The organism is Rhizobium sp. SRI_017, from assembly GCF_057586295.1.
In genome coordinates, this window is record NZ_JBYCZP010000017.1 from 66,710 (window position 1) to 84,020 (window position 17,311).

The 17,311-nt window shown below is 61.3% G+C and carries 18 protein-coding genes; 6 read left to right on the forward strand and 12 right to left on the reverse strand.

Annotated elements, in window-relative coordinates; genetic code table 11:
- Window positions 1-293: 293 nt before the first annotated feature.
- The 5 genes from AC2YI2_RS28110 to AC2YI2_RS28130 are packed head-to-tail and all read left to right on the forward strand — an operon-like array spanning window position 294 to window position 4,866.
- On the forward strand, window positions 294-1,496 hold the full coding sequence (locus AC2YI2_RS28110) for an amino acid ABC transporter substrate-binding protein (RefSeq protein WP_487389841.1): 1,203 nt from the start codon (window positions 294-296) through the stop codon (window positions 1,494-1,496).
- Window positions 1,497-1,552: 56 nt separating this feature from the next.
- Window positions 1,553-2,419: a branched-chain amino acid ABC transporter permease gene (locus AC2YI2_RS28115; RefSeq protein ID WP_487389842.1), complete on the forward strand. Its 867-nt coding sequence runs from the start codon at window positions 1,553-1,555 to the stop codon at window positions 2,417-2,419.
- A complete protein-coding gene (locus AC2YI2_RS28120) occupies window positions 2,416-3,399 on the forward strand; it encodes a branched-chain amino acid ABC transporter permease (protein ID WP_487389843.1) in 984 nt (327 codons plus the stop codon). Before AC2YI2_RS28115 ends, AC2YI2_RS28120 begins: the two co-directional genes overlap by 4 nt.
- Window positions 3,396-4,127: an ABC transporter ATP-binding protein gene (locus AC2YI2_RS28125; RefSeq protein WP_487389844.1), complete on the forward strand. Its 732-nt coding sequence runs from the start codon at window positions 3,396-3,398 to the stop codon at window positions 4,125-4,127. Before AC2YI2_RS28120 ends, AC2YI2_RS28125 begins: the two co-directional genes overlap by 4 nt.
- Window positions 4,120-4,866 (forward strand): ABC transporter ATP-binding protein, encoded by a 747-nt coding sequence (locus AC2YI2_RS28130; RefSeq protein ID WP_487389845.1) that lies wholly within the window; start codon window positions 4,120-4,122, stop codon window positions 4,864-4,866. Before AC2YI2_RS28125 ends, AC2YI2_RS28130 begins: the two co-directional genes overlap by 8 nt.
- A gap of 81 nt (window positions 4,867-4,947) precedes the next feature.
- On the opposite strand, the gene AC2YI2_RS28135 is transcribed toward AC2YI2_RS28130, so the two are convergent.
- The 8 genes from AC2YI2_RS28135 to AC2YI2_RS28170 all read right to left on the reverse strand — a co-directional run bounded on the left by AC2YI2_RS28135 (window position 4,948) and on the right by AC2YI2_RS28170 (window position 11,472).
- Window positions 4,948-5,268 (reverse strand): 2Fe-2S iron-sulfur cluster-binding protein, encoded by a 321-nt coding sequence (locus AC2YI2_RS28135; protein ID WP_487389846.1) that lies wholly within the window; start codon window positions 5,266-5,268, stop codon window positions 4,948-4,950.
- Window positions 5,269-5,306: 38 nt separating this feature from the next.
- Window positions 5,307-6,548, reverse strand: coding sequence for an NAD(P)/FAD-dependent oxidoreductase (locus AC2YI2_RS28140; RefSeq protein ID WP_487389847.1), 1,242 nt, complete (start codon window positions 6,546-6,548; stop codon window positions 5,307-5,309).
- A gap of 4 nt (window positions 6,549-6,552) precedes the next feature.
- Complete coding sequence (locus AC2YI2_RS28145; protein ID WP_487389848.1) at window positions 6,553-7,110, reverse strand: cupin domain-containing protein; 558 nt, start codon at window positions 7,108-7,110, stop codon at window positions 6,553-6,555.
- Window positions 7,103-7,774, reverse strand: a complete 672-nt coding sequence (locus AC2YI2_RS28150) for a 4-carboxy-4-hydroxy-2-oxoadipate aldolase/oxaloacetate decarboxylase (RefSeq protein ID WP_487389849.1) — start codon at window positions 7,772-7,774, stop codon at window positions 7,103-7,105. The genes AC2YI2_RS28145 and AC2YI2_RS28150 overlap by 8 nt, the downstream gene beginning before the upstream one ends.
- A 25-nt stretch (window positions 7,775-7,799) precedes the next feature.
- Window positions 7,800-8,723 (reverse strand): ABC transporter substrate-binding protein, encoded by a 924-nt coding sequence (locus tag AC2YI2_RS28155; protein ID WP_487389850.1) that lies wholly within the window; start codon window positions 8,721-8,723, stop codon window positions 7,800-7,802.
- Between the two features lie 29 nt (window positions 8,724-8,752).
- Entirely contained in the window at window positions 8,753-9,778 is a 1,026-nt protein-coding gene (locus AC2YI2_RS28160) for an amidohydrolase family protein (protein WP_487389851.1), read from the reverse strand.
- Window positions 9,778-10,965 (reverse strand): cytochrome P450, encoded by a 1,188-nt coding sequence (locus tag AC2YI2_RS28165; protein WP_487389852.1) that lies wholly within the window; start codon window positions 10,963-10,965, stop codon window positions 9,778-9,780. Before AC2YI2_RS28165 ends, AC2YI2_RS28160 begins: the two co-directional genes overlap by 1 nt.
- Before the next feature lie 156 nt (window positions 10,966-11,121).
- Complete coding sequence (locus AC2YI2_RS28170; protein WP_487389853.1) at window positions 11,122-11,472, reverse strand: DoxX family protein; 351 nt, start codon at window positions 11,470-11,472, stop codon at window positions 11,122-11,124.
- A 156-nt stretch (window positions 11,473-11,628) separates the two neighbouring features.
- Between AC2YI2_RS28170 and AC2YI2_RS28175 the strand changes: the two genes are divergently transcribed.
- On the forward strand, window positions 11,629-12,738 hold the full coding sequence (locus tag AC2YI2_RS28175; protein ID WP_487389854.1) for an alcohol dehydrogenase catalytic domain-containing protein: 1,110 nt from the start codon (window positions 11,629-11,631) through the stop codon (window positions 12,736-12,738).
- A gap of 94 nt (window positions 12,739-12,832) precedes the next feature.
- On the opposite strand, the gene AC2YI2_RS28180 is transcribed toward AC2YI2_RS28175, so the two are convergent.
- The 4 genes from AC2YI2_RS28180 to AC2YI2_RS28195 form a co-directional block, all read right to left on the reverse strand.
- Window positions 12,833-14,416 (reverse strand): bifunctional 3-(3-hydroxy-phenyl)propionate/3-hydroxycinnamic acid hydroxylase, encoded by a 1,584-nt coding sequence (locus AC2YI2_RS28180; RefSeq protein WP_487389855.1) that lies wholly within the window; start codon window positions 14,414-14,416, stop codon window positions 12,833-12,835.
- 6 nt (window positions 14,417-14,422) lie between these two features.
- Window positions 14,423-14,962: a cupin domain-containing protein gene (locus tag AC2YI2_RS28185; protein ID WP_487389856.1), complete on the reverse strand. Its 540-nt coding sequence runs from the start codon at window positions 14,960-14,962 to the stop codon at window positions 14,423-14,425.
- Between the two features lie 65 nt (window positions 14,963-15,027).
- Window positions 15,028-16,143 (reverse strand): alcohol dehydrogenase catalytic domain-containing protein, encoded by a 1,116-nt coding sequence (locus AC2YI2_RS28190; protein ID WP_487389857.1) that lies wholly within the window; start codon window positions 16,141-16,143, stop codon window positions 15,028-15,030.
- A 257-nt stretch (window positions 16,144-16,400) separates the two neighbouring features.
- On the reverse strand, window positions 16,401-17,132 hold the full coding sequence (locus AC2YI2_RS28195; RefSeq protein WP_487389858.1) for a GntR family transcriptional regulator: 732 nt from the start codon (window positions 17,130-17,132) through the stop codon (window positions 16,401-16,403).
- Between the last annotated feature and the right edge of the window lie 179 nt (window positions 17,133-17,311).

Below are 17,311 nucleotides of genomic sequence, written 5' to 3' on the forward strand. Positions count from 1 at the left end.
CAGGAGCAGCCCCGCGTTTGCGACAACCATCAAAATTATCGCATATTTCTATATTTTCGAAAATTTCTTGACTCTTCGTAATATTTGAGCGAATGTCGACGCACTGAAGGCCAATCTCATTTGGCGCCCTTTTAGAGGACATTACAGTACCGGTGGGGATCTATGTACCATTGCGTAATTGGATACTATATAGTATCTTAGTTCTTATCAGTATGATTTCGGCGCTTGGAGGAGCAAGGCCGGCTCAACGCTGAGACGGATTTCGGGACAACGAGCTTGCACGGGAGGAAAACATGCTCAGAAGAACCTTCACGAATTTGCTGCTGACATCGGCCGCGATGGCCGTCACTCGGGGCGCCGCGCTGGCGGATACCGGCACGATCAAGATCGGCGTCAGCGCGGCCAAGACCGGCCCGCTTTCGGGTGGAACGGCAGCCGTATACTGGCCCACAGTGAAGCTCTGGGCGTACAACGTCAATGAAAAGGGCGGCATCGACGTCGGCGGCGAGAAGCTCAAGCTCGAGCTGATCGAATATGACGACCAGACCTCGCCCGAGGTGGCGATCAAGAACATCCAGCGCCTTGCGACCGTCGACAATGTCGATTTCCTGATAGCTCCCTATTCGACGGGCATCAATCTCGCGACAGCACCGTTGATCGCCAAATACGGCTATCCGCAGATCATCGCGACCGGCTCGGCCAACGAACTGGACAAGTTCGTCGAGCGCTGGCCGAACACGTTCTGGATGCTGGGTTCGTCCGTCACGCTATCGATGGGCATCGTCGAAACGCTGATGGGGATGCGCGACAAAGGCGAGGTCGGCAACAAGGTCGCCGTCGTCTATGTCGGCGACGCCTTCGGCCAGGAAATGAGCGCCTCGGGCATTCCGGGCCTCCGGGAAGCCGGCTTCGAGGTCGTCTACGAGACCTCCTATCCGCTGGGTACGCAGGACCTGTCGCCGATCATCGCCGGCGCCAAGGCCGCAAACCCCGATGCCTTCATCGCCTATTCCTACCCGCCGGATACGTTCGCGCTCACCGAACAGGCACAGATCCAGGGCCTCAACACCCAGGTCTTCTTTGTCAGCGTCGGCGGTGCGCTGACCGCGTTCGGCCAGCGCTTCGGTGCGGCCGCCGAAGGCGTCATGGCGATGGGTGGCATCAACACCGCGGATCCGAAATATGCGAAGTTCCGCGAACAGCACAAACAGGTGACCGGCTCGGATTCCGACTATTGGGCGAACCCCGTCACCTATGCTTCGCTCGAAGTGCTGGAACAGGCGATAACCAAAGCGGGCAGCAAGGACCGCGCCGCGGTCAACGAAGTGATCAGGGCCGGCGAATTCGACACCGTGATCGGCAGCGTCAAGTTCGACCACAACATCCTCGACAAGGTCTGGACGGCCGGCCAGTGGCAGGGCGGAGCGTTCCACGGCATCAACGGCACGAATGTCGAAGGTGCCGTAGCCCCGATCAAGAAGCCGGCATGGACCTGATCACAACAGCGTCGAGGCCGGCGAGATGATCGCCGGCCTTCCTTCGGGAGGGACCAATGGACATCATCATAACCGGCATATTGCTGGGCGGGACCTACGCGCTGATCGCGCTGGGGCTGACGCTGCAATATGGCGTCGCGCGCATCATGAATCTCGCCAATGGCGAAACGCTTGTCGCAGGCTGCTTCGGTGCATTCTGGCTCTACACGGCGCTGAACATCAATCCGATCATCGGGCTTATCATCATAGCGCCCATCGCGTTCGTGCTGAACTGGCTGATCTACTCGGTCCTGCTCCGACCGCTGGTCAACCGCGCCAGGAACCGGGGCATGCTGGAGGTCGACTCGATCCTCGCGACCTTCGGCCTGTTGTTCCTGACCCAGGGCATCATGCTGCTGGTCTTCGGTGGCGCCTATTTCAGCTATACGTTCCTCGCCACGCCCTTCCCGATCTTCGGCAATTCCTACGGCCTGAACCGCGTCGTCGCATTCGGTGCTGCAGCCATCATCGCCGTCGCGCTCTATCTGTTCCTCTATCGGAGCAGACAGGGCACCGCCGTGCGTGCGGTGGCCGTCGATCCATCATCGGCCAGGCTGGTTGCCATCGATGTCGCGAAGACCGCAGCTTTCGCCTTCGCGCTCGGTGGCGCGCTGACGGCGTGCGGCGGTGGACTTCTCTCGACCTTCTACACATTCAACGCCACGATGGGCGTCGTCTTCACCATGAAGGCCCTGATCATCGTCATCATGGGCGGTGTCGGCGACGTGCGCGGCGCCGTCCTCGCGGCCCTGATCCTCGGCATTGCCGAGACGACCGTTGCCACGCTGATCGATCCAGGCCTGACACTCGCAGCCACCTACGCCCTGTTCATCCTGGTTCTTCTGTTTCGCCCACAGGGCATTTTCGGGAGGTCTTCCGCGTGACGAACCTGCGTTCCACCCCGGCCTTCCATGCCTTTCTGGCCGCAGCCGGGACTGCCATCCTGGCCTGCCTGCCGCTGCTGACGGAGGGCTACTACCTTTCCCTCGGCGTCAACATCATGCTCTATATCGTGCTCTGTACGGCCTGGGCGATGTTTTCCGGACCGACGCATTTCGTATCGCTGGCGACCGCCGCCTTCTTCGGGCTTGGCACCTATAGCGTCGCTGTTGGCATCGATGTCCTGCCCTTCCCGATCCTGCTTATCGGCGGTGCGGTCAGCGCGGCGCTGCTGGCAGGCCTTGTCGGGGCGGCAACGCTCCGGCTCTCCGGGGTCTACTTCGTCATCTTCACTCTCGGGCTGGCTGAATTCATCCGCCAGGTCGTGAACTGGATCCAGACCAAGATCGCTGCTTCCGCCGGTCTCTATGTCTTCACTGACTTCACCGAGGCACATATCTATTGGATGCTGCTTGCCCTCGCCGTCGTCGTCTTCCTGACAAGCTGGGCCATCAGACGTTCCCGCCATGGCTTCGCTCTTCGGATCATCGGCGACGACGAGGCGGTTGCCCGGCATGTCGGCATCGCCACGGCGCGGCTCAAGATCATATTGTTCATGCTCTCGGGCGCCTTCATCGGCATAGCCGGCGCCATCGTCGCCCCACGCTATTCCTATATCGAGCCGCAATCCGCCTTCAATCCGATGATCTCGTTCCTGGTCGTGATCATGGCGCTGCTCGGCGGCACGCGCCGGCTCTGGGGACCGCTCATCGGCGTCGTGCCTTTCACCATCCTCATGGATTTCGTGTCCGCCCACTTTCCTGACCAGACGCCCGTCATCATCGGCATCGCCTTTCTCGCGATCGTCTATGCGCTGCCGGACGGGCTCACCAGCAGGCTTGAGCAGTTGCTGAACAAGTTCCGGAACCACAATGGCGGCGCGACCGGAGTCGCGCAGCCCACCGGCGCGGAGGAACTGGCATGAGCGCACCGGTCCTCACCGTCCACAATGCACGCAAGAAATTCGGCGGCCTGGTTGCCGTCGACGATGTCAGCTTCGACGTCGCCGATGGCGAATTGCTTGGGCTCCTCGGTCCCAACGGATCCGGCAAGACGACGATGCTCAACCTGATTTCAGGCGCTCTTGGCCTGACCTCGGGCGAAATCCGGCTCGCAGGCGGGCGTATTTCCGGGCTTGCGCCGCATCAGATCGCATGTGGTGGCGTCGCCCGCACATTCCAGCTCGTTCGAGTACTGCCCTCCATGACCGCAGTCGAAAACGTCAAGGCCGGCGCCGCCTTTGCCGGCAGGAAGCCCTGGGGTACCGAGGCAGATGCTTTCGCCAGGGAACTGCTGGCCAAGGTCGGTCTTGAAGGCCGCGAGGATCTCTCCGTCGCGTCCATGACCTATATCGACCAGAAGCGCGTCGAACTTGCACGGGCGCTCGCCACGGAACCGCGTCTGTTGCTCCTCGACGAATGGCTTGCCGGCCTCAACCCGACGGAACTGGTGGTCGGCATCGACCTCATTCGCAATATCAACCGGGAAGGCCGCACGATCATCATGGTCGAACATGTGATGGATGCCGTCCGGGCGCTTTGCGGGCGCTGCGTGGTGATGAGCTCGGGCATCAAGATCGCCGACGGACCGTCGGCCGACGTCCTCGCCGAGCCTGAAGTCATCCGAGCCTATCTGGGAGACGACGATGCTTGAAATCAAGAATCTCGCAGTCCATTTCGGCCGGCACGCTGCGTTGCAAGGCGTATCAGCCCATGTGGAAAAGGGCGAAATCTGCGTCATCCTCGGCGCCAATGGCGCCGGCAAATCGACCTTCCTCAAGGCGACAGCCGGCCTCGTCAAGGCAGGCGACAAGACCGAAATCTCCATGAACGGCCGGAAGATCTCGGGCATGCCCGCGCATCTGATCGTCGAAGAGGGGATCGCGCTGGTGCCCGAGGGCCGCGGCATTTTCGGCGAATTGACCGTCGCCGAAAACCTCCAGCTTGGCGCCCATGCCCGGCGCGCCCGCGACGCTGCTGGACGGACGCTTCAATTCGTCTACGACCTTTTCCCGCGGCTCGCCGAGCGCAAGAAGCAGATTGCACGGACCATGTCCGGCGGCGAACAGCAGATGGTGGCGATCGGGCGGGCGCTGATGTCGAAACCCGATATTCTGATGCTCGACGAGCCCTCGCTCGGCCTCTCGCCGCTTCTGTCCAAGGAACTGTTCAAATCGCTGAAGCACATCGCGGAGGGCGGCTTCGGCCTGCTGATCGTCGAGCAGAACGCCAAGCTCAGCCTCCGGATCGCCCATCGCGGCTATCTCATCGAGAATGGCAGTATCACCGGAGAGGACACAGGGGAAAATCTGCTCAACGATCCGGCTGTCATCAGTGCCTATCTCGGTGGCGCGCATGCCGGTGAACAAACCATGGCCCACGCCAGCGCCTGATCTCCTCCCGTATTGCAAAAGAAAGGGCGGCGGCCGGATGGACGGCCGCCGCCCTTTGCAATAGCGGTATTGATCTCCGGCCTATTCCTCGGGCGCGATCGCCAGCGCAATGCTATGCATCGCGGCCACAAACGGGATCTGACAGGACAGGCGCGAATTTTCCAGCCGATGGTCGAGCCCCGAGAGCAGAGCCTCCTCATCGATTGACATCGCGGGCAATTCGAAGCCATCGGGCATGCTCTCGACATAGACATGACAGGTGGCGCAGGACAGGCATCCGCCGCACATGGCGATCAATTCGTCGTGGCCGGCATTGCGGATATTCTCCATCAGCGACAGCCCCTCCCTACCCTCAAAATCCTCAGCTACGCCGCTGCGTGTCCTGACCGTGATGGTCGCCATGCATTCCTCTCCCTTTGAAATCAGTGCCCGCCAGGCCGTCACACCTGCAGCAGCAGATGGTCCTTGAGCGCTATCGACGTGTCCGCGAGGACCGTGAGCGGCACCCTCGCACCGGCTTCGATCAGCTTGCGGCCCTGGACATAGTCGCGGGCGGCGTTGATGCAATCGAGCGCCAGGATCGCGCCGTCCCTGAGGTAGACGACACTGAAGCTCCGTGTCGCGGGGTCGCCCCGCAATACGGTCTCGTCATAACCCACGTTCAGTCCGATAGTCTGAAGCCTGAGGTCGTATTGGTTCGACCAGAACCAGGGCAAAGCCTGGTACGGCTTGGCATCGCCCGAAATCGACCACGCCGCGGTCATCGCCTGGTCGTTGGCATTCTGGACGGACTCGATTCGGATGCCGGCGCCATGGATCATGCGGGCGCAATCTCCAATGCAATAGATATTGGGCAGGCTGGTCCGGCAGAATTCATCAACGTCGATCCCGTTGCCGCCCTTCGCGCCCGCTGCAAGAAGCGGGTCCACTGCCGGCACGATGCCGATGCCGACAATCGCCAGATCGGCCGCGATCGTCTCACCGCCATCCAGCGTGACGCCGGTCACGCGACCGTCCCCGCCGTTGATCGATGAAAGGCCGACATCGAGGCGGATATCGACGCCCTGCGCACGATGCTCCGTCTCGTAGAAACGGGACACCTGTTCGCCCGCGACACGGGCCAGCACCCGGTCCTGCGCCTCAATCAATGTGACCCTCTTGCCGAGTCCCCGGAGGACTGCGGCAGCTTCGAGCCCGACATAGCCCCCGCCAATGATCACCGCATGCTCCGCCCGCGGCAGGGCGGACATCAGCGCGTCGGTATCCGCCTTGCTACGGACATAGAAGACACCAGCAAGATCGTGACCAGGGCAATTCAATCGGCGCGGCTCGCCGCCGGTAGCCCAGATCAACGCGCCATAACCGAGCTCCGATCCATCGTCGAGCGCAATGACTCGTCCGAGCGGCTCGACAGCGGTCATGCGCTTGCCAAGATGGAGATCGACCGCCCTCGACGACCAGAAATCGGCCGGACGCAGCAATATGCGGTCAAACGTCCTCTTGCCGGCCAGATATTCCTTGGAAAGTGAAGGACGGTCATAGGGCAGTTCAGGCTCCGCACCGACCAGCGCGATGGAGCCGGCAAAACCGACTTGCCGGAGGGCACCGGCGGCCTGCGCGCCCGCATGGCCCGCTCCGACGATGATGCAGTCATATGTCGTCGCCGACGCATTGCCCATCATCATCCTACTCCCGCTCCGCGCCGATCAGGACGAAGCACATGGTGGCGGTCGTGCTGCCCTTGTTGCGCCAGGCATGACGCGTGCCGCATTGGACCACGACATCCCCCTGTTCGAGATGCACCTCGGCGCCGTCGTCGAGCTCCAACCAGATTTCGCCGTCGAGCACGATGTCGTAATCGACGGTGTCGGTCGTGTGCATGCCCGGCGCCTCCGCCTCGAATCTCTCCGCGAGGCCGGGAACATGGATGCGTTGCTCAGCATCGGCAGCAGCCGGATCGAACGACGGGCTCATGAAGCCGGCATCCGGCGGGAAGGTCACGATCATCAACCGCGTATCTCCCGGCGCCGGCGGGATGTGCATCTGCGGGGGCGCCTGTTCGGCTTCGTCCTGCGGCAGAGCCGGCTTCGCGGCCGTGGCATAAATGACCGAGGTCATCATTCCGGGAATGGATTGATAGTGATGGGCATTCGGTACCGGCCCGTCATTGACGAAGACAGACTTGCCACCGCGAAGACCGGTAACGACACGACGCGGCACGCGCGGTCTCTCGAACTTACTCATAGATCAGCCCCTTCTCCCTAAGACGCGCGCGCATGTCGTTGATGTCGAGGCTGAACTGGCCCGCCTCGTAGAGCGCGCGCTTTTCTTCTTCCATCGCCTGCCGCTTCCGGGCCTTGGCGAGAGTGTCCGCAGCCGCCTCCCGGCGGACCACGCAGACGCCGTCGTCATCCGCGACGATCACATCGCCCGGTCGGACATAGGCGCTTGCGCAGACGATCGGCATCTGCACATCGGCTAGGGTTTCCTTTACCGTGCCCTGGGCGGAAATCGTCTTGGACCAAACCGGGAATCCCATCTGGCGCAGATCAGCGACATCACGGACGCCGGCGTCGATGACGAGGCCGAGAATGCCCCGCGCCTTGGCGGAGGTCGCGAGCAGGTCGCCGAAATAGCCGTCGTCAGAGGGCGAGGTCGGGGTCACGACCAGGATATCGCCCGGCTGCGCCAATTCGAGCGCCACATGGATCATCCAGTTATCGCCAGGCGCGACCTCGCAGGTCAGCGCATTGCCGCCGATCCGCGCGCCGTCCTGGATCGGCCGCAGACGCGGTGCGAGCAACCCGGTGCGTCCCTGAGCTTCGTGAACCGTGGCAACCCCCAGCGCGCCCAGCGCCGCGCAAATCGCCGGGTCCGTCCGTTCGGTTTTCGTGATGACTTTGGCCAAGGCTGGTTTCTCCCGTCCCAGGACTTCAAGCTGCGGCCGATTGGCCGAGCGCTTTGCGAAGGTAGGTCCGGTCAAAAACGCCAGTTGCCGATACCCGCTTGTCCCCATCCAGCAAGTTGGCTCGGATCATCAGGTCGATGGTCGTTTCCAGTGCCTTGAAAGGAATGGCGAGATCCGCCGGCCACATGCCCATGCCGCGCATGTAGCGGAGGCCCCTGAACGCGAGCGCTTCATCCTCCGGCACCGTGATCCGCTGGAAGATCGGCAGCGTTCTGCTTTCCTTCGAGGCGTCGTTGGTGATCGCATGGGCCTCGGCGAGTGCGCTCAGGAATTTCACGACCGCATCGCCGTTCTTCTCGAGCCAGCCTTTCCGGCCGATGATCGCGGCAAACAGGATCTGCGGTATGACGTCATTGATCTCGCCGATCAGATTATAGCCCGCGCGTTCGGCGAGGAAATTCCACGGCGCCGGCTGCGGCGCGCAGTCGATCTCGCCCGATTGAAGCGCCTCCCAGCGCTTGGTGTGGATGCCGGACAGCACGAATTCATAGTCGCCGGGATAGGTGAGCCCGGCATAGGAAAGCAGGATCTGCGTATAGATCGCGGTGCCCTCGGTCAGCGACGAGGTTCCGATCCTCTTGCCCCTCAGCTCGGCGACGGATCCGATGTCCGGCCGTGCCACGAGCGACATCGGCAGGCGATTGGAGTTCGACGCGATGACCCGCAATTCGCCGCCTTTGACGAAATTCGAAACCGCCCCTTCCGGCGGCGTGATGGCCAGATCCGCCTGGCCATCGACGACGGCGGTGGTTGCCTTGTCGACGCTTCCCATCCGCAGATAGTCGATCTTGAGATCGTGCTTTTCGAACAGGCCCTGTTCCTCGGCCACGAAGACCGGCAGCCAGTTGAAGCCCTGCGCGCCGCCGGCGAGTTTGAGTGTGGTGGTCATGAGCGTTCCTTCCCATCCATGGGTTCGGCCTATCTGCCCTGCGCCTTGAGTTTCCTGCCGAGCCGCGGATAGACCCGCCGCGCGTTGCCTTCAAAGACCGCGTGACGATCCTCGGCACTCAAATCGAGTGCATCGATGTAGCGTTTGGTGTCGTCGAAGCTGTGCCCGGTCTCGGGATCGATCGCCTTCACGGCGCCCAGCAGTTCGGATCCAAAGAGGATGTTCTTGCGGTCGACGACCCTGAACAGGGTGTCGATGCCGGCCTGATGGTAGACGCAGGTATCGAAATAGAGATTGCCCATCAGGTGCTGATCGATCGGCGGCTTTTCCAGCATGATCGACAGGCCGCGATAGCGCCCCCAATGATAAGGCGCCGCACCTCCGCCATGCGGAATGATCAGCCTGAGTTTTGGATGCCGCTCGAAGAGGTCACCCTGAATGAGCTGCATGAAGACGGCGGTATCAGCATTGATGTAGTGGGCGCCGGTCGTGTGCAGGCAGCGCTCGCAGGATCCGGAAACGTGAATCATCGCCGGCACATCCAGCGCGACCAACGCCTCCCACAGGGGGTCCCACCATGGGTCATAGACCGGAGGGGCGCTCCAACGACCGCCCGACGGGTCGGGATTGAGATTGCAGCCGACAAAACCGTCCTCGACCGCGCGCTCCAGTTCCGCGATGACCGATCCGAGATTGCCATCCACGGTCTGCGGCAGTTGGCAGACGGCGGCGAAATTCTCCGGAAACAGGTCGACGATGCGCTTGATATTGGCGTTGGAGACACGCGCCCATTTGTTGGCGATCTCGACATTGGGGATGTGATGCCCCATGCCGGATGCTCGGGGGCTGATAATGGTCAGGTCGGAATCGCGTTCCCGCTGCAGCCGAAGCTGGTTCGCCTCGATGATCGCGACCAGCTCTTCATCGGAAATACCGGGATAGGCCGGCATCTCGCTCGCCATGCCCTCCGCATAGGCTACCTGCGCCTTGCGGAAGTCGTGGTGCTTCTGCGGCTCCGTCGTGAAGTGGCCGTGGCAGTCGATGATCAGCGTCATCACGCGTCCCACTTCGCCGGCAGCACGTTGACGCCGCGGAAGCGCCAGCCTTTTGCCTTGACTTCCTGGTCGGGGTCGAGGCGCAAGTTGGGCAGTTGCTTGAAGGCTTCCTGAAGCGCGATCTCGCCCATGGCGCGCGACAGATAGTGGCCGGAACAGAAATGCGGCCGGAAGCCGAAGGTCACGTGCTGCTTCTTCTTGCGGAACATGTCGAACTGGTCGGCATTCTCGAAGCGAGTTTCGTCGCGATTGGCGGAGCCCATGACGATCGCGACGGACGAACCTGCGGGGATGACAGTGCCGGCGATCTCGAAATCCTCCTTCGAGACGCGCGGCGTCACCCCGATTGGCGCGATCCAGCGCAGGCCCTCGTCGAAAGCCCGCATCGCATGCTCGTCCGGGCTTTCCGCCATTGTCTTGGCCTGGTCAGGATTGGAGAGCAGGCCGGCGCAGGCATTGGCCGCCGCGTGGCCCGGCTCCTGCAGGCCACCCAGGATGATGACGCGCATGGTCGGCGAAATTTCCCTGAGGCTGCGCGCCTTGCCCTCCGGCATGCCGCCGAACATGACGTGGCTCATCAACGTATTGTTCGGCCTTGCCAGCGCCTCGTCATAGAGGACGCCCAGTTGACGATCGATATCGGCGAGCGCCGCATCGAGCCGATCCCAGACCGCCGGATCATTGGCGACATTCTGCAGGCCGAGCGCCATGGCATAGAACCATTCGACGAGATTGTCGTTCGAGGTCTCGGTCAACCCGATAACGTCTCCGATGCAGCGCACGGAAATCGGCTCGAAGAGTTCCGTCGTCAGATTGGCCTCACCCTTCGCCTTGATTCCATCGATGAAGCGTTGAACGACCGGACGTGTCAGGCGCTCGACATAGGTCCGCACCCGCTCCTGGGACAGATTGAAGTCGATACCCTCGCGCAGGCAGGCATGCACCTCGCCGGACATGGTGAGGACATTCGGCATGCCCATGACCCGCGCCTCGGGACGATCCGCGGAGCCCGATGGCCCGAAGATCCTGTCCGTCGAGCCAACCGTGCGGCAGTCGTCGAAGCGGGTTACGAAATATTCGTGTGTGCCCTCGAAATAGGCGACCGGCTCCTCCCGCCTCAGCCGCGCATAGATCGGATAGGGGTCGTTGTAGAGATTCTCGCCCGTCAGCGCCGATGTTTCAGCCATGCTTTCCTCCCGATGATCCCGTTCCGATGCAGCGCTGGGGCGCTTCTCCTCGCACCGGCGTCGAGGTCGTTTCTGCATTAAAATACCTATAAGACTTCAGATACTATCTGGTATCTTAAAGCGATGCCGGTGTCAACAGCCCCCTGGGGCCTGCCTTCAGCCAAGAGTGGTCAGCGCGAGGACGAGGCTCCAGAAAAGCGGGAATTCCGGCCCCATCTTCTGCCAGCGCCAATTGAGGCCATTGATCCTGACGACCGCGTAGCTGGCTCCCAGAAGGACGAGGATGGCTAGCACGGCGGCGACCTTGGGATAGATGCCGAGGACGAGGCCGATTGCAGCCAACGCCTCCACAGCGATCGTCAGTCCGACAAAGACCATTCCGGGCTTGAAACCCGCTGCGTCGAAAGTGCCGGATGCCTTGGCATAGTACATGGCCTTGCCCAACATGTGGGGCAAAAACCATATTCCGCAGAGCACGCGCAGCAACTCGACCAGACTCCATTCCATACCGTTCCCCTCCCGTTTGACCCAGTCGTCGCCGCCACCCGATTCTTCCCGCGGCGGCCGGGCACGATTGGTCTTGCAAATTGCGATACCATACAGTATTTAAAAACCACAACGTATGTCAATACGGATTGGTAGATCAACGAGAGGGAGGAGAACATGACGCAGACAATGCGGGCCGCGCGCCTGCACACCGTCGGTGAGCCGATGAGAATTGACCAGGTGCCCCGGCCGGTCGCCACGGGCACCGATGTGGTCGTCGAGGTAAAAGCCTGCGGCATGGTGCCCAACCTCGCCAATGTGCTGGCGAACTGGGAAACCTGGTATCCGCAAATGCCGATGCCGCCGCGGCCGGCGATCCACGGTCTTGATCCATGCGGCATCGTGCACCAGGTCGGGGAACAGGTTGTGGCGCTGAAGCCTGGCGACCGCGTCTATGTCAATCCGGGCCGCTTCTGTGGCGCTTGCCACGAATGCGGTTCGGGCCGTCCCCAGGCCTGCCAGCATTGGACGCTCGGCGGCTATTTCGGCTACAACCCGAAGAGCTTGGAGATGTTCGCGCGCTATCCCTATGGCGGCTTTTGCGAACACATGCTGGCGCCGCAGGCCCAGGTCGTCAAAATCCCCGACACCATGTCCTATGTCCAGGGCTCGCGCATGGGCTATCTCGGCACGTCCTATGCGGCGCTGAAAAAGTGCGGGCGGCTGACGGGCCGGTCGCTGATCATCAACGGTGCAAGCGGCACGCTCGGAGTCGGCGCAACGCTCTTCGCGCTGGCCATGGGTGTCGGCAAGATCTATGCCGTGGCGCGCGGCGAAGAATTGCTCGACCGCCTCAAGGCGCTCGCGCCGGACCGGATCGAAACCTTCTCCAATCGCACCGGCTCGACCGCCGATTTCGTCAAGGCGAAGACGAATGGCGTCGGCGCCGATCTGATGCTCGACACGCTTGGTGCCAAGGCGCCCCTCGAATCCATGCTCGACGCGATGAAGGGCGTCCGCCGCGGCGGCCGCATCGTCAATATCGGCGGCACGGCGGGCGATCTTCCGGTCGATGTCAAATGGTGGATGGACGAGCAGATGGAACTGATCGGTTCGGTCTGGTTCACTGCCGCTGAAGGCATGGAGATTGCTGCCATGGTCGACAGCGGTGTCATCGACCTCTCGGTAATGGAGCCGATGGTCTGGCCGCTCGAACGGATCAACGAAGCGATTTCCGGCGTCACCAAGGAGAACGGCGGCTTCACATACTATGCGGTGACGATCTGATCCCGCGAGCAAGGCATGGACGACGACCTCTCCATGCCATCTCCGCAGGGATGCGCATTCGCTGCCTTGAACGCTCACCCCCATGGCGAGGGCTTCAGGCAGGAAGGGCAAGGCGGGAAACGACGGATCGGCCCATCCGCGCTTCCAGCTGATCAAACAGTTCTGCCAGATCGTCGTGATTGCACGCCACGCCGAAAACCACGTGATCGGGACGAGCCAGCACCGCGAGAGCCTGGAAAGAAGACAGCCAGGTCTTTAGAACGCCGTCCTCCTCGCGCAAATCACCCAACGCATCCCCGAATTCGTGAATGGCGACGTCGAGCCAACCTGCGCGCAATCTCTCGGCGTCAGTCAAATCCAGACCATAGGTCATGAGGGTGAAGCCGTTGCCTCCAAGGTCGTCGAGCCGGCTTCGGCCATGCTCGACACCGATCCACGGCTGAGGACACACTTCGCCGGCGCCAGGCGCGGGCGTTCCTGCAGTATCACGCGCGATCAGGCCGTCCGATATCGGCGGGAAGAGATCCTGCCTGACGAGCACACCCTTTCCTTCCTGCGCGAGAGCCTTCATTCTCTCATTGCGCACTTCGGCCCTGGCAGGGTCTATTTCGCATATCACCTCGCCCAACTCCTTGGTGATGGAAATGACCTTATGAACCAGCGGACGCCGCTCCTGCTCGTAGGTGTCCAGCAGAGCGTCCGGCGCGCCCTTCAGCACCGCAGCGAGTTTCCATCCGAGATTGGCGACATCCTTGATACCCTGGACCATGCCCTGAGCCAGAAATGGCGGCGTCATGTGACATGCGTCACCGGCCAGGAATACGTTTCCCACGCGCCAGGTCTCAGCCACCAGCGCATGGAAGCGATAGGTCGCAGAGCGCCAGATTTTCGCCTGTCTCGGCTTGAGCCATGGCGAAAGCAGCTCCCAGATGCGATCTGGTCGATTGAGTTCCTCCGCGATCTCGCCGGGAAGCAGCATGAACTCCCAGCGCCGCAGTCGACCCGGCAGGACGACGAAAGTGTGAGGCCGGGAGGGGTCGCAAAACTGCATATTGGTCTCGGGAAGACCAACCACGTCTTCGCCAACGATGACATCGATGACCAGCCACGGCTGGTCGAAGATCAGGTCCTCGAACTTGATGTCGAGGGTCCAGCGCACCAAGCTCGGGCCACCGTCGCAGCCGATGACAAAGCGCGGATGCAGTTCTGCGCTGTCGCCGCTTTCGACATCCCTGATGTTGACGATCGGCGCTTCGGGCCTTTTCAGCGATGTGAGTTCGACACCCGTGAGAAGCGTCACACTGTCCTGCGCCCTGGCTCCGTCGCGCAGAACTCTTTCGAGCTGCGGCTGGACAAATGTGAGATATGCCGGCCAGCCGAGCTTGTGAGGTGGTGGTGGCGAAACGAACCGGCGCAAGACAGTGCCATCGGCCGCACGATAGATGGAATCCCTGTATTCCCCGACGACCTCCGCCAGTTGATCGGCAACGCCAATATTTTGGAAGACACGCATCACCTCGTGATCCATGCCGATCGCGCGCGGCAGGGCGTAGACGTCCTCCCTGGTATCCACGCCCAGAACATCAATTCCCAAACGTCCCAGGATATTGCAGAGCGTTATGCCGACAGGACCGAGCCCGACAACAACAGCATACGGGGACGTGTCGGAAATTTGCATGGCAAGTCAGTTTGTCTTCGCGCCCGCGAGCACAACGGCAATCGTCGCAGGAGAATTGTGAGGATTCCGCCAGGCGTGCCGCGCGCCGTGCTGCACGAATGTGTCTCCGGCGGCGAGTTTGACCGTGACTCCGTCGTCCAGTTCAAGCACGACGTCGCCGGAAAGAACCACCCCGAAATCCACGGTCGGAGTCGTGTGCATGCCGGGATGCTCCATCTCAAAGGTCTCGGCGATACCGGGCGCTGCCATCGCATGTTCCGGGCCCGCAAGTTCGGGTCGGAAGTTGGGCGACATCATCACGGCGTCCGGCGGGAAGGTGACGATGATGAAGGTCGAGCCGCCCGCCGGCTGGAGCAGCGTTCCATTATCAGCCATCGGATCCTTGCCGTCATGAGGCAGCGACGGCACGTCCGACGTCGTCCAGATAGGGGCAGAGATAAAACCCGGCGTATGCTTGAGTGCCATTTCCCGGGGCGAAGCCCCGTCGCTGACGACGACCGATTTGCCGGCGGCATTCTTCGCAGTAACCACGCGTCTGAAAGTCATGACATCCTCCCACGTCATATGTCGAAAAGCTGGAATGCCCGCCGCCTTCGGCGGGCAGATGAAAATCAGGGGCAGATCACATAGTTGGAAAAGCCGCCATGGCGCTGCGCGATGCCCGAAATTGCTGAATTGACCTCCGAGAGCGGATAGCGCTGCGTTTCCAATATGGACAGATCTGCGACCCCGGATGCGACCATGTCGGCCATTTCCTGCCCTTCCTGCGTGGTGAACCAGGCCGAGCCATAGAGTCGCTGATTGTGATCCATAAGCCAGTGAACATCGAGCGCGACTTCGCCGGCCACTGCCCCGACGTCGACGCCAATGCCACCGCGGCGCATGCCCCGCAGCCCCTGCAGGAAGGTTTCATGCTTGGCGCCCGGGCCAAGGCAATCGATGAAGGCATCCGCACCCTCGCCATCGGTATGCGCCAGAGCGAAATCCGTTACGGAACCATCGTCGATCGAGAAGACCTCGATCCTGTTCGGCGCCAGCGCCTTGATCTCTTCGAGAAGCTTCTTGTCGCGGCCGGTGCCGAGGATCTTGTTAACCCCCATGGCAAGGCCGAAGATCGCAGCACCGATACCGAGCGTGCCGCTGATGCCGTTGACGAGGATCGTATCGCCGGGTCCGGCACTGACCTTCTTGAGCGCCGAATAGGCCGTGCCGAGGTAGCCCAGACGCGCAGCCTGCCCATAGTCCATATTGTCCGGGATCTTCACGATCGCAGAGGACGGCGCGACCATATATTCGCTCAGGCCACCGATCGGGTAGTCCGCGAAGGTCTGCATCGCATGTTCGGAGAAGCCGAAATATCCCTGGAAGGCATAGTGCTTGCAGGAAATTGAATCGCCGCGACGGCAGTGACGGCAGGTGCCACAGCTGCGTCCGGGATTGACATAGACCCGGTCGCCGGCCCTCAGGCCATGGACCTGGCGTCCGACCGCGGCGATTTCACCGGCCGGGTCGAGGCCGAAGACAGCCGGAAGCGGGGGCTGCGGCATGTGCGGAAACCAGGTCGGCCAGTTGGCGAGAATGTTGTGCAGGTTGGGAACGATACCGCAGGCCTTCACCCGAACGAGGACATCCATGTCGCCCGGCTTCGGTGTTTCCAGCGTTTCGACCTTCATCGCGCCGCCGACGGTATGCATGCGCGCGGCCGTCATTGTCTGCGAAATAGTCATGAATTCCTCCTCGTATACCAAAATCAAGAAGACCTTGATGGGTCTGGCGCTCCTCCGCCTGAGGACGTTGGTATTCCAAAATTTTCGAAATTTCAAGTCTTTTCGTAAAAATTGTTTTTCATCCGAGGATCCAGTATCGCGTCAGAATCACTTCAATGCCGGAAATTGCTATTCTTTTTCAATGCACTATGCCGCACGACCGCACGCTGCGATCGATCTTCAGTCATTAGAAATCTGAGACTGGCGACAGCTTGCAGCTATTCAGCCGCCGCGTCGAACCGTTTGGATTTTGAAGGAGCAGCCGGAAGGTCGGGGAACAGGTGGCCGGCAAACTCGATCACATTCTCGCTCGTCTCGCGGATATGGCGATCGATAAGGCGCAACGCATTCTCTTCGTCGCGTTCCAGCGCAGCATCCGCGATCATCTTGTGCTCGGCGCCCTTCTCGCGCCACTGGGTGCGGAACTGGGAAGACATGCGCCGATAGCGATGCGCACGCTCGAAAAGCTTGCTGCGAATTTCAAGCAGCACGGGCGACCCGCAGGCCGAGACCAGTGAATAGTGGAATTCGCCATGCACGGCGCTCCACTCCTCTGAGAGATAATATTCCTTGCCCAACCGCTGCTGCAGCTTGTCCATGCGGTGATAGGTCGACAGGATATTGGCTTCCCAGCGATCGTCGCCATTGCGAATCGCCTTGCCCAGCGCCTCGCGCTCGATGAGGACGCGCACATTGGTCAGGTCGTTGAGATCGGAGATCGATACGGGCGCGACCATGAAGCCGCGCTGTCCCTCGGAAACGACGAGATTTTCCGCAGCCAACCGCGAGAGCGCCTCACGCAGCGTGGAAAAGCTCACATTGTACAGGGTCTTCAGGGCCTCGAAGCGGAGCTTCTCGCCCGGCTTCAGGACACAGTTGATGATATCAAGCCGCATGCGTAGCAGGACATCGCCCGCCCTCGTCTCTCCGCCAGCCTTTTGAGTTTCCACGCGATTTCTCCCACATCCTCGAGCGCTACCGCCGCGTCCAGCCATTGCCTCGAAGGATTACAGAAAATTTCGAAAAAAATCAATGTTGTTGAAATTCTCCACCTTTTGCCCTTGATCAAGGGCTTGTCACGTCGCGGCCTTCAATGTTTACGATAGTCCAAATATTTTCGAAAAGTAGA

What these genes read in the sequence shown, in the direction of transcription:
- AC2YI2_RS28110 (WP_487389841.1), top strand. Translation starts at nt 294, where the DNA reads ATGCTCAGAAGAACCTTCACGAATTTGCTGCTGACATCGGCCGCGATG.
- AC2YI2_RS28115 (WP_487389842.1), top strand. Translation starts at nt 1,553, where the DNA reads ATGGACATCATCATAACCGGCATATTGCTGGGCGGGACCTACGCGCTG.
- AC2YI2_RS28125 (WP_487389844.1), top strand. Translation starts at nt 3,396, where the DNA reads ATGAGCGCACCGGTCCTCACCGTCCACAATGCACGCAAGAAATTCGGC.
- AC2YI2_RS28130 (WP_487389845.1), top strand. Translation starts at nt 4,120, where the DNA reads ATGCTTGAAATCAAGAATCTCGCAGTCCATTTCGGCCGGCACGCTGCG.
- AC2YI2_RS28135 (WP_487389846.1), bottom strand. Translation starts at nt 5,268, where the DNA reads ATGGCGACCATCACGGTCAGGACACGCAGCGGCGTAGCTGAGGATTTT.
- AC2YI2_RS28140 (WP_487389847.1), bottom strand. Translation starts at nt 6,548, where the DNA reads ATGATGGGCAATGCGTCGGCGACGACATATGACTGCATCATCGTCGGA.
- AC2YI2_RS28145 (WP_487389848.1), bottom strand. Translation starts at nt 7,110, where the DNA reads ATGAGTAAGTTCGAGAGACCGCGCGTGCCGCGTCGTGTCGTTACCGGT.
- AC2YI2_RS28155 (WP_487389850.1), bottom strand. Translation starts at nt 8,723, where the DNA reads ATGACCACCACACTCAAACTCGCCGGCGGCGCGCAGGGCTTCAACTGG.
- AC2YI2_RS28160 (WP_487389851.1), bottom strand. Translation starts at nt 9,778, where the DNA reads ATGACGCTGATCATCGACTGCCACGGCCACTTCACGACGGAGCCGCAG.
- AC2YI2_RS28165 (WP_487389852.1), bottom strand. Translation starts at nt 10,965, where the DNA reads ATGGCTGAAACATCGGCGCTGACGGGCGAGAATCTCTACAACGACCCC.
- AC2YI2_RS28170 (WP_487389853.1), bottom strand. Translation starts at nt 11,472, where the DNA reads ATGGAATGGAGTCTGGTCGAGTTGCTGCGCGTGCTCTGCGGAATATGG.
- AC2YI2_RS28175 (WP_487389854.1), top strand. Translation starts at nt 11,629, where the DNA reads ATGACGCAGACAATGCGGGCCGCGCGCCTGCACACCGTCGGTGAGCCG.
- AC2YI2_RS28180 (WP_487389855.1), bottom strand. Translation starts at nt 14,416, where the DNA reads ATGCAAATTTCCGACACGTCCCCGTATGCTGTTGTTGTCGGGCTCGGT.
- AC2YI2_RS28185 (WP_487389856.1), bottom strand. Translation starts at nt 14,962, where the DNA reads ATGACTTTCAGACGCGTGGTTACTGCGAAGAATGCCGCCGGCAAATCG.
- AC2YI2_RS28190 (WP_487389857.1), bottom strand. Translation starts at nt 16,143, where the DNA reads ATGACTATTTCGCAGACAATGACGGCCGCGCGCATGCATACCGTCGGC.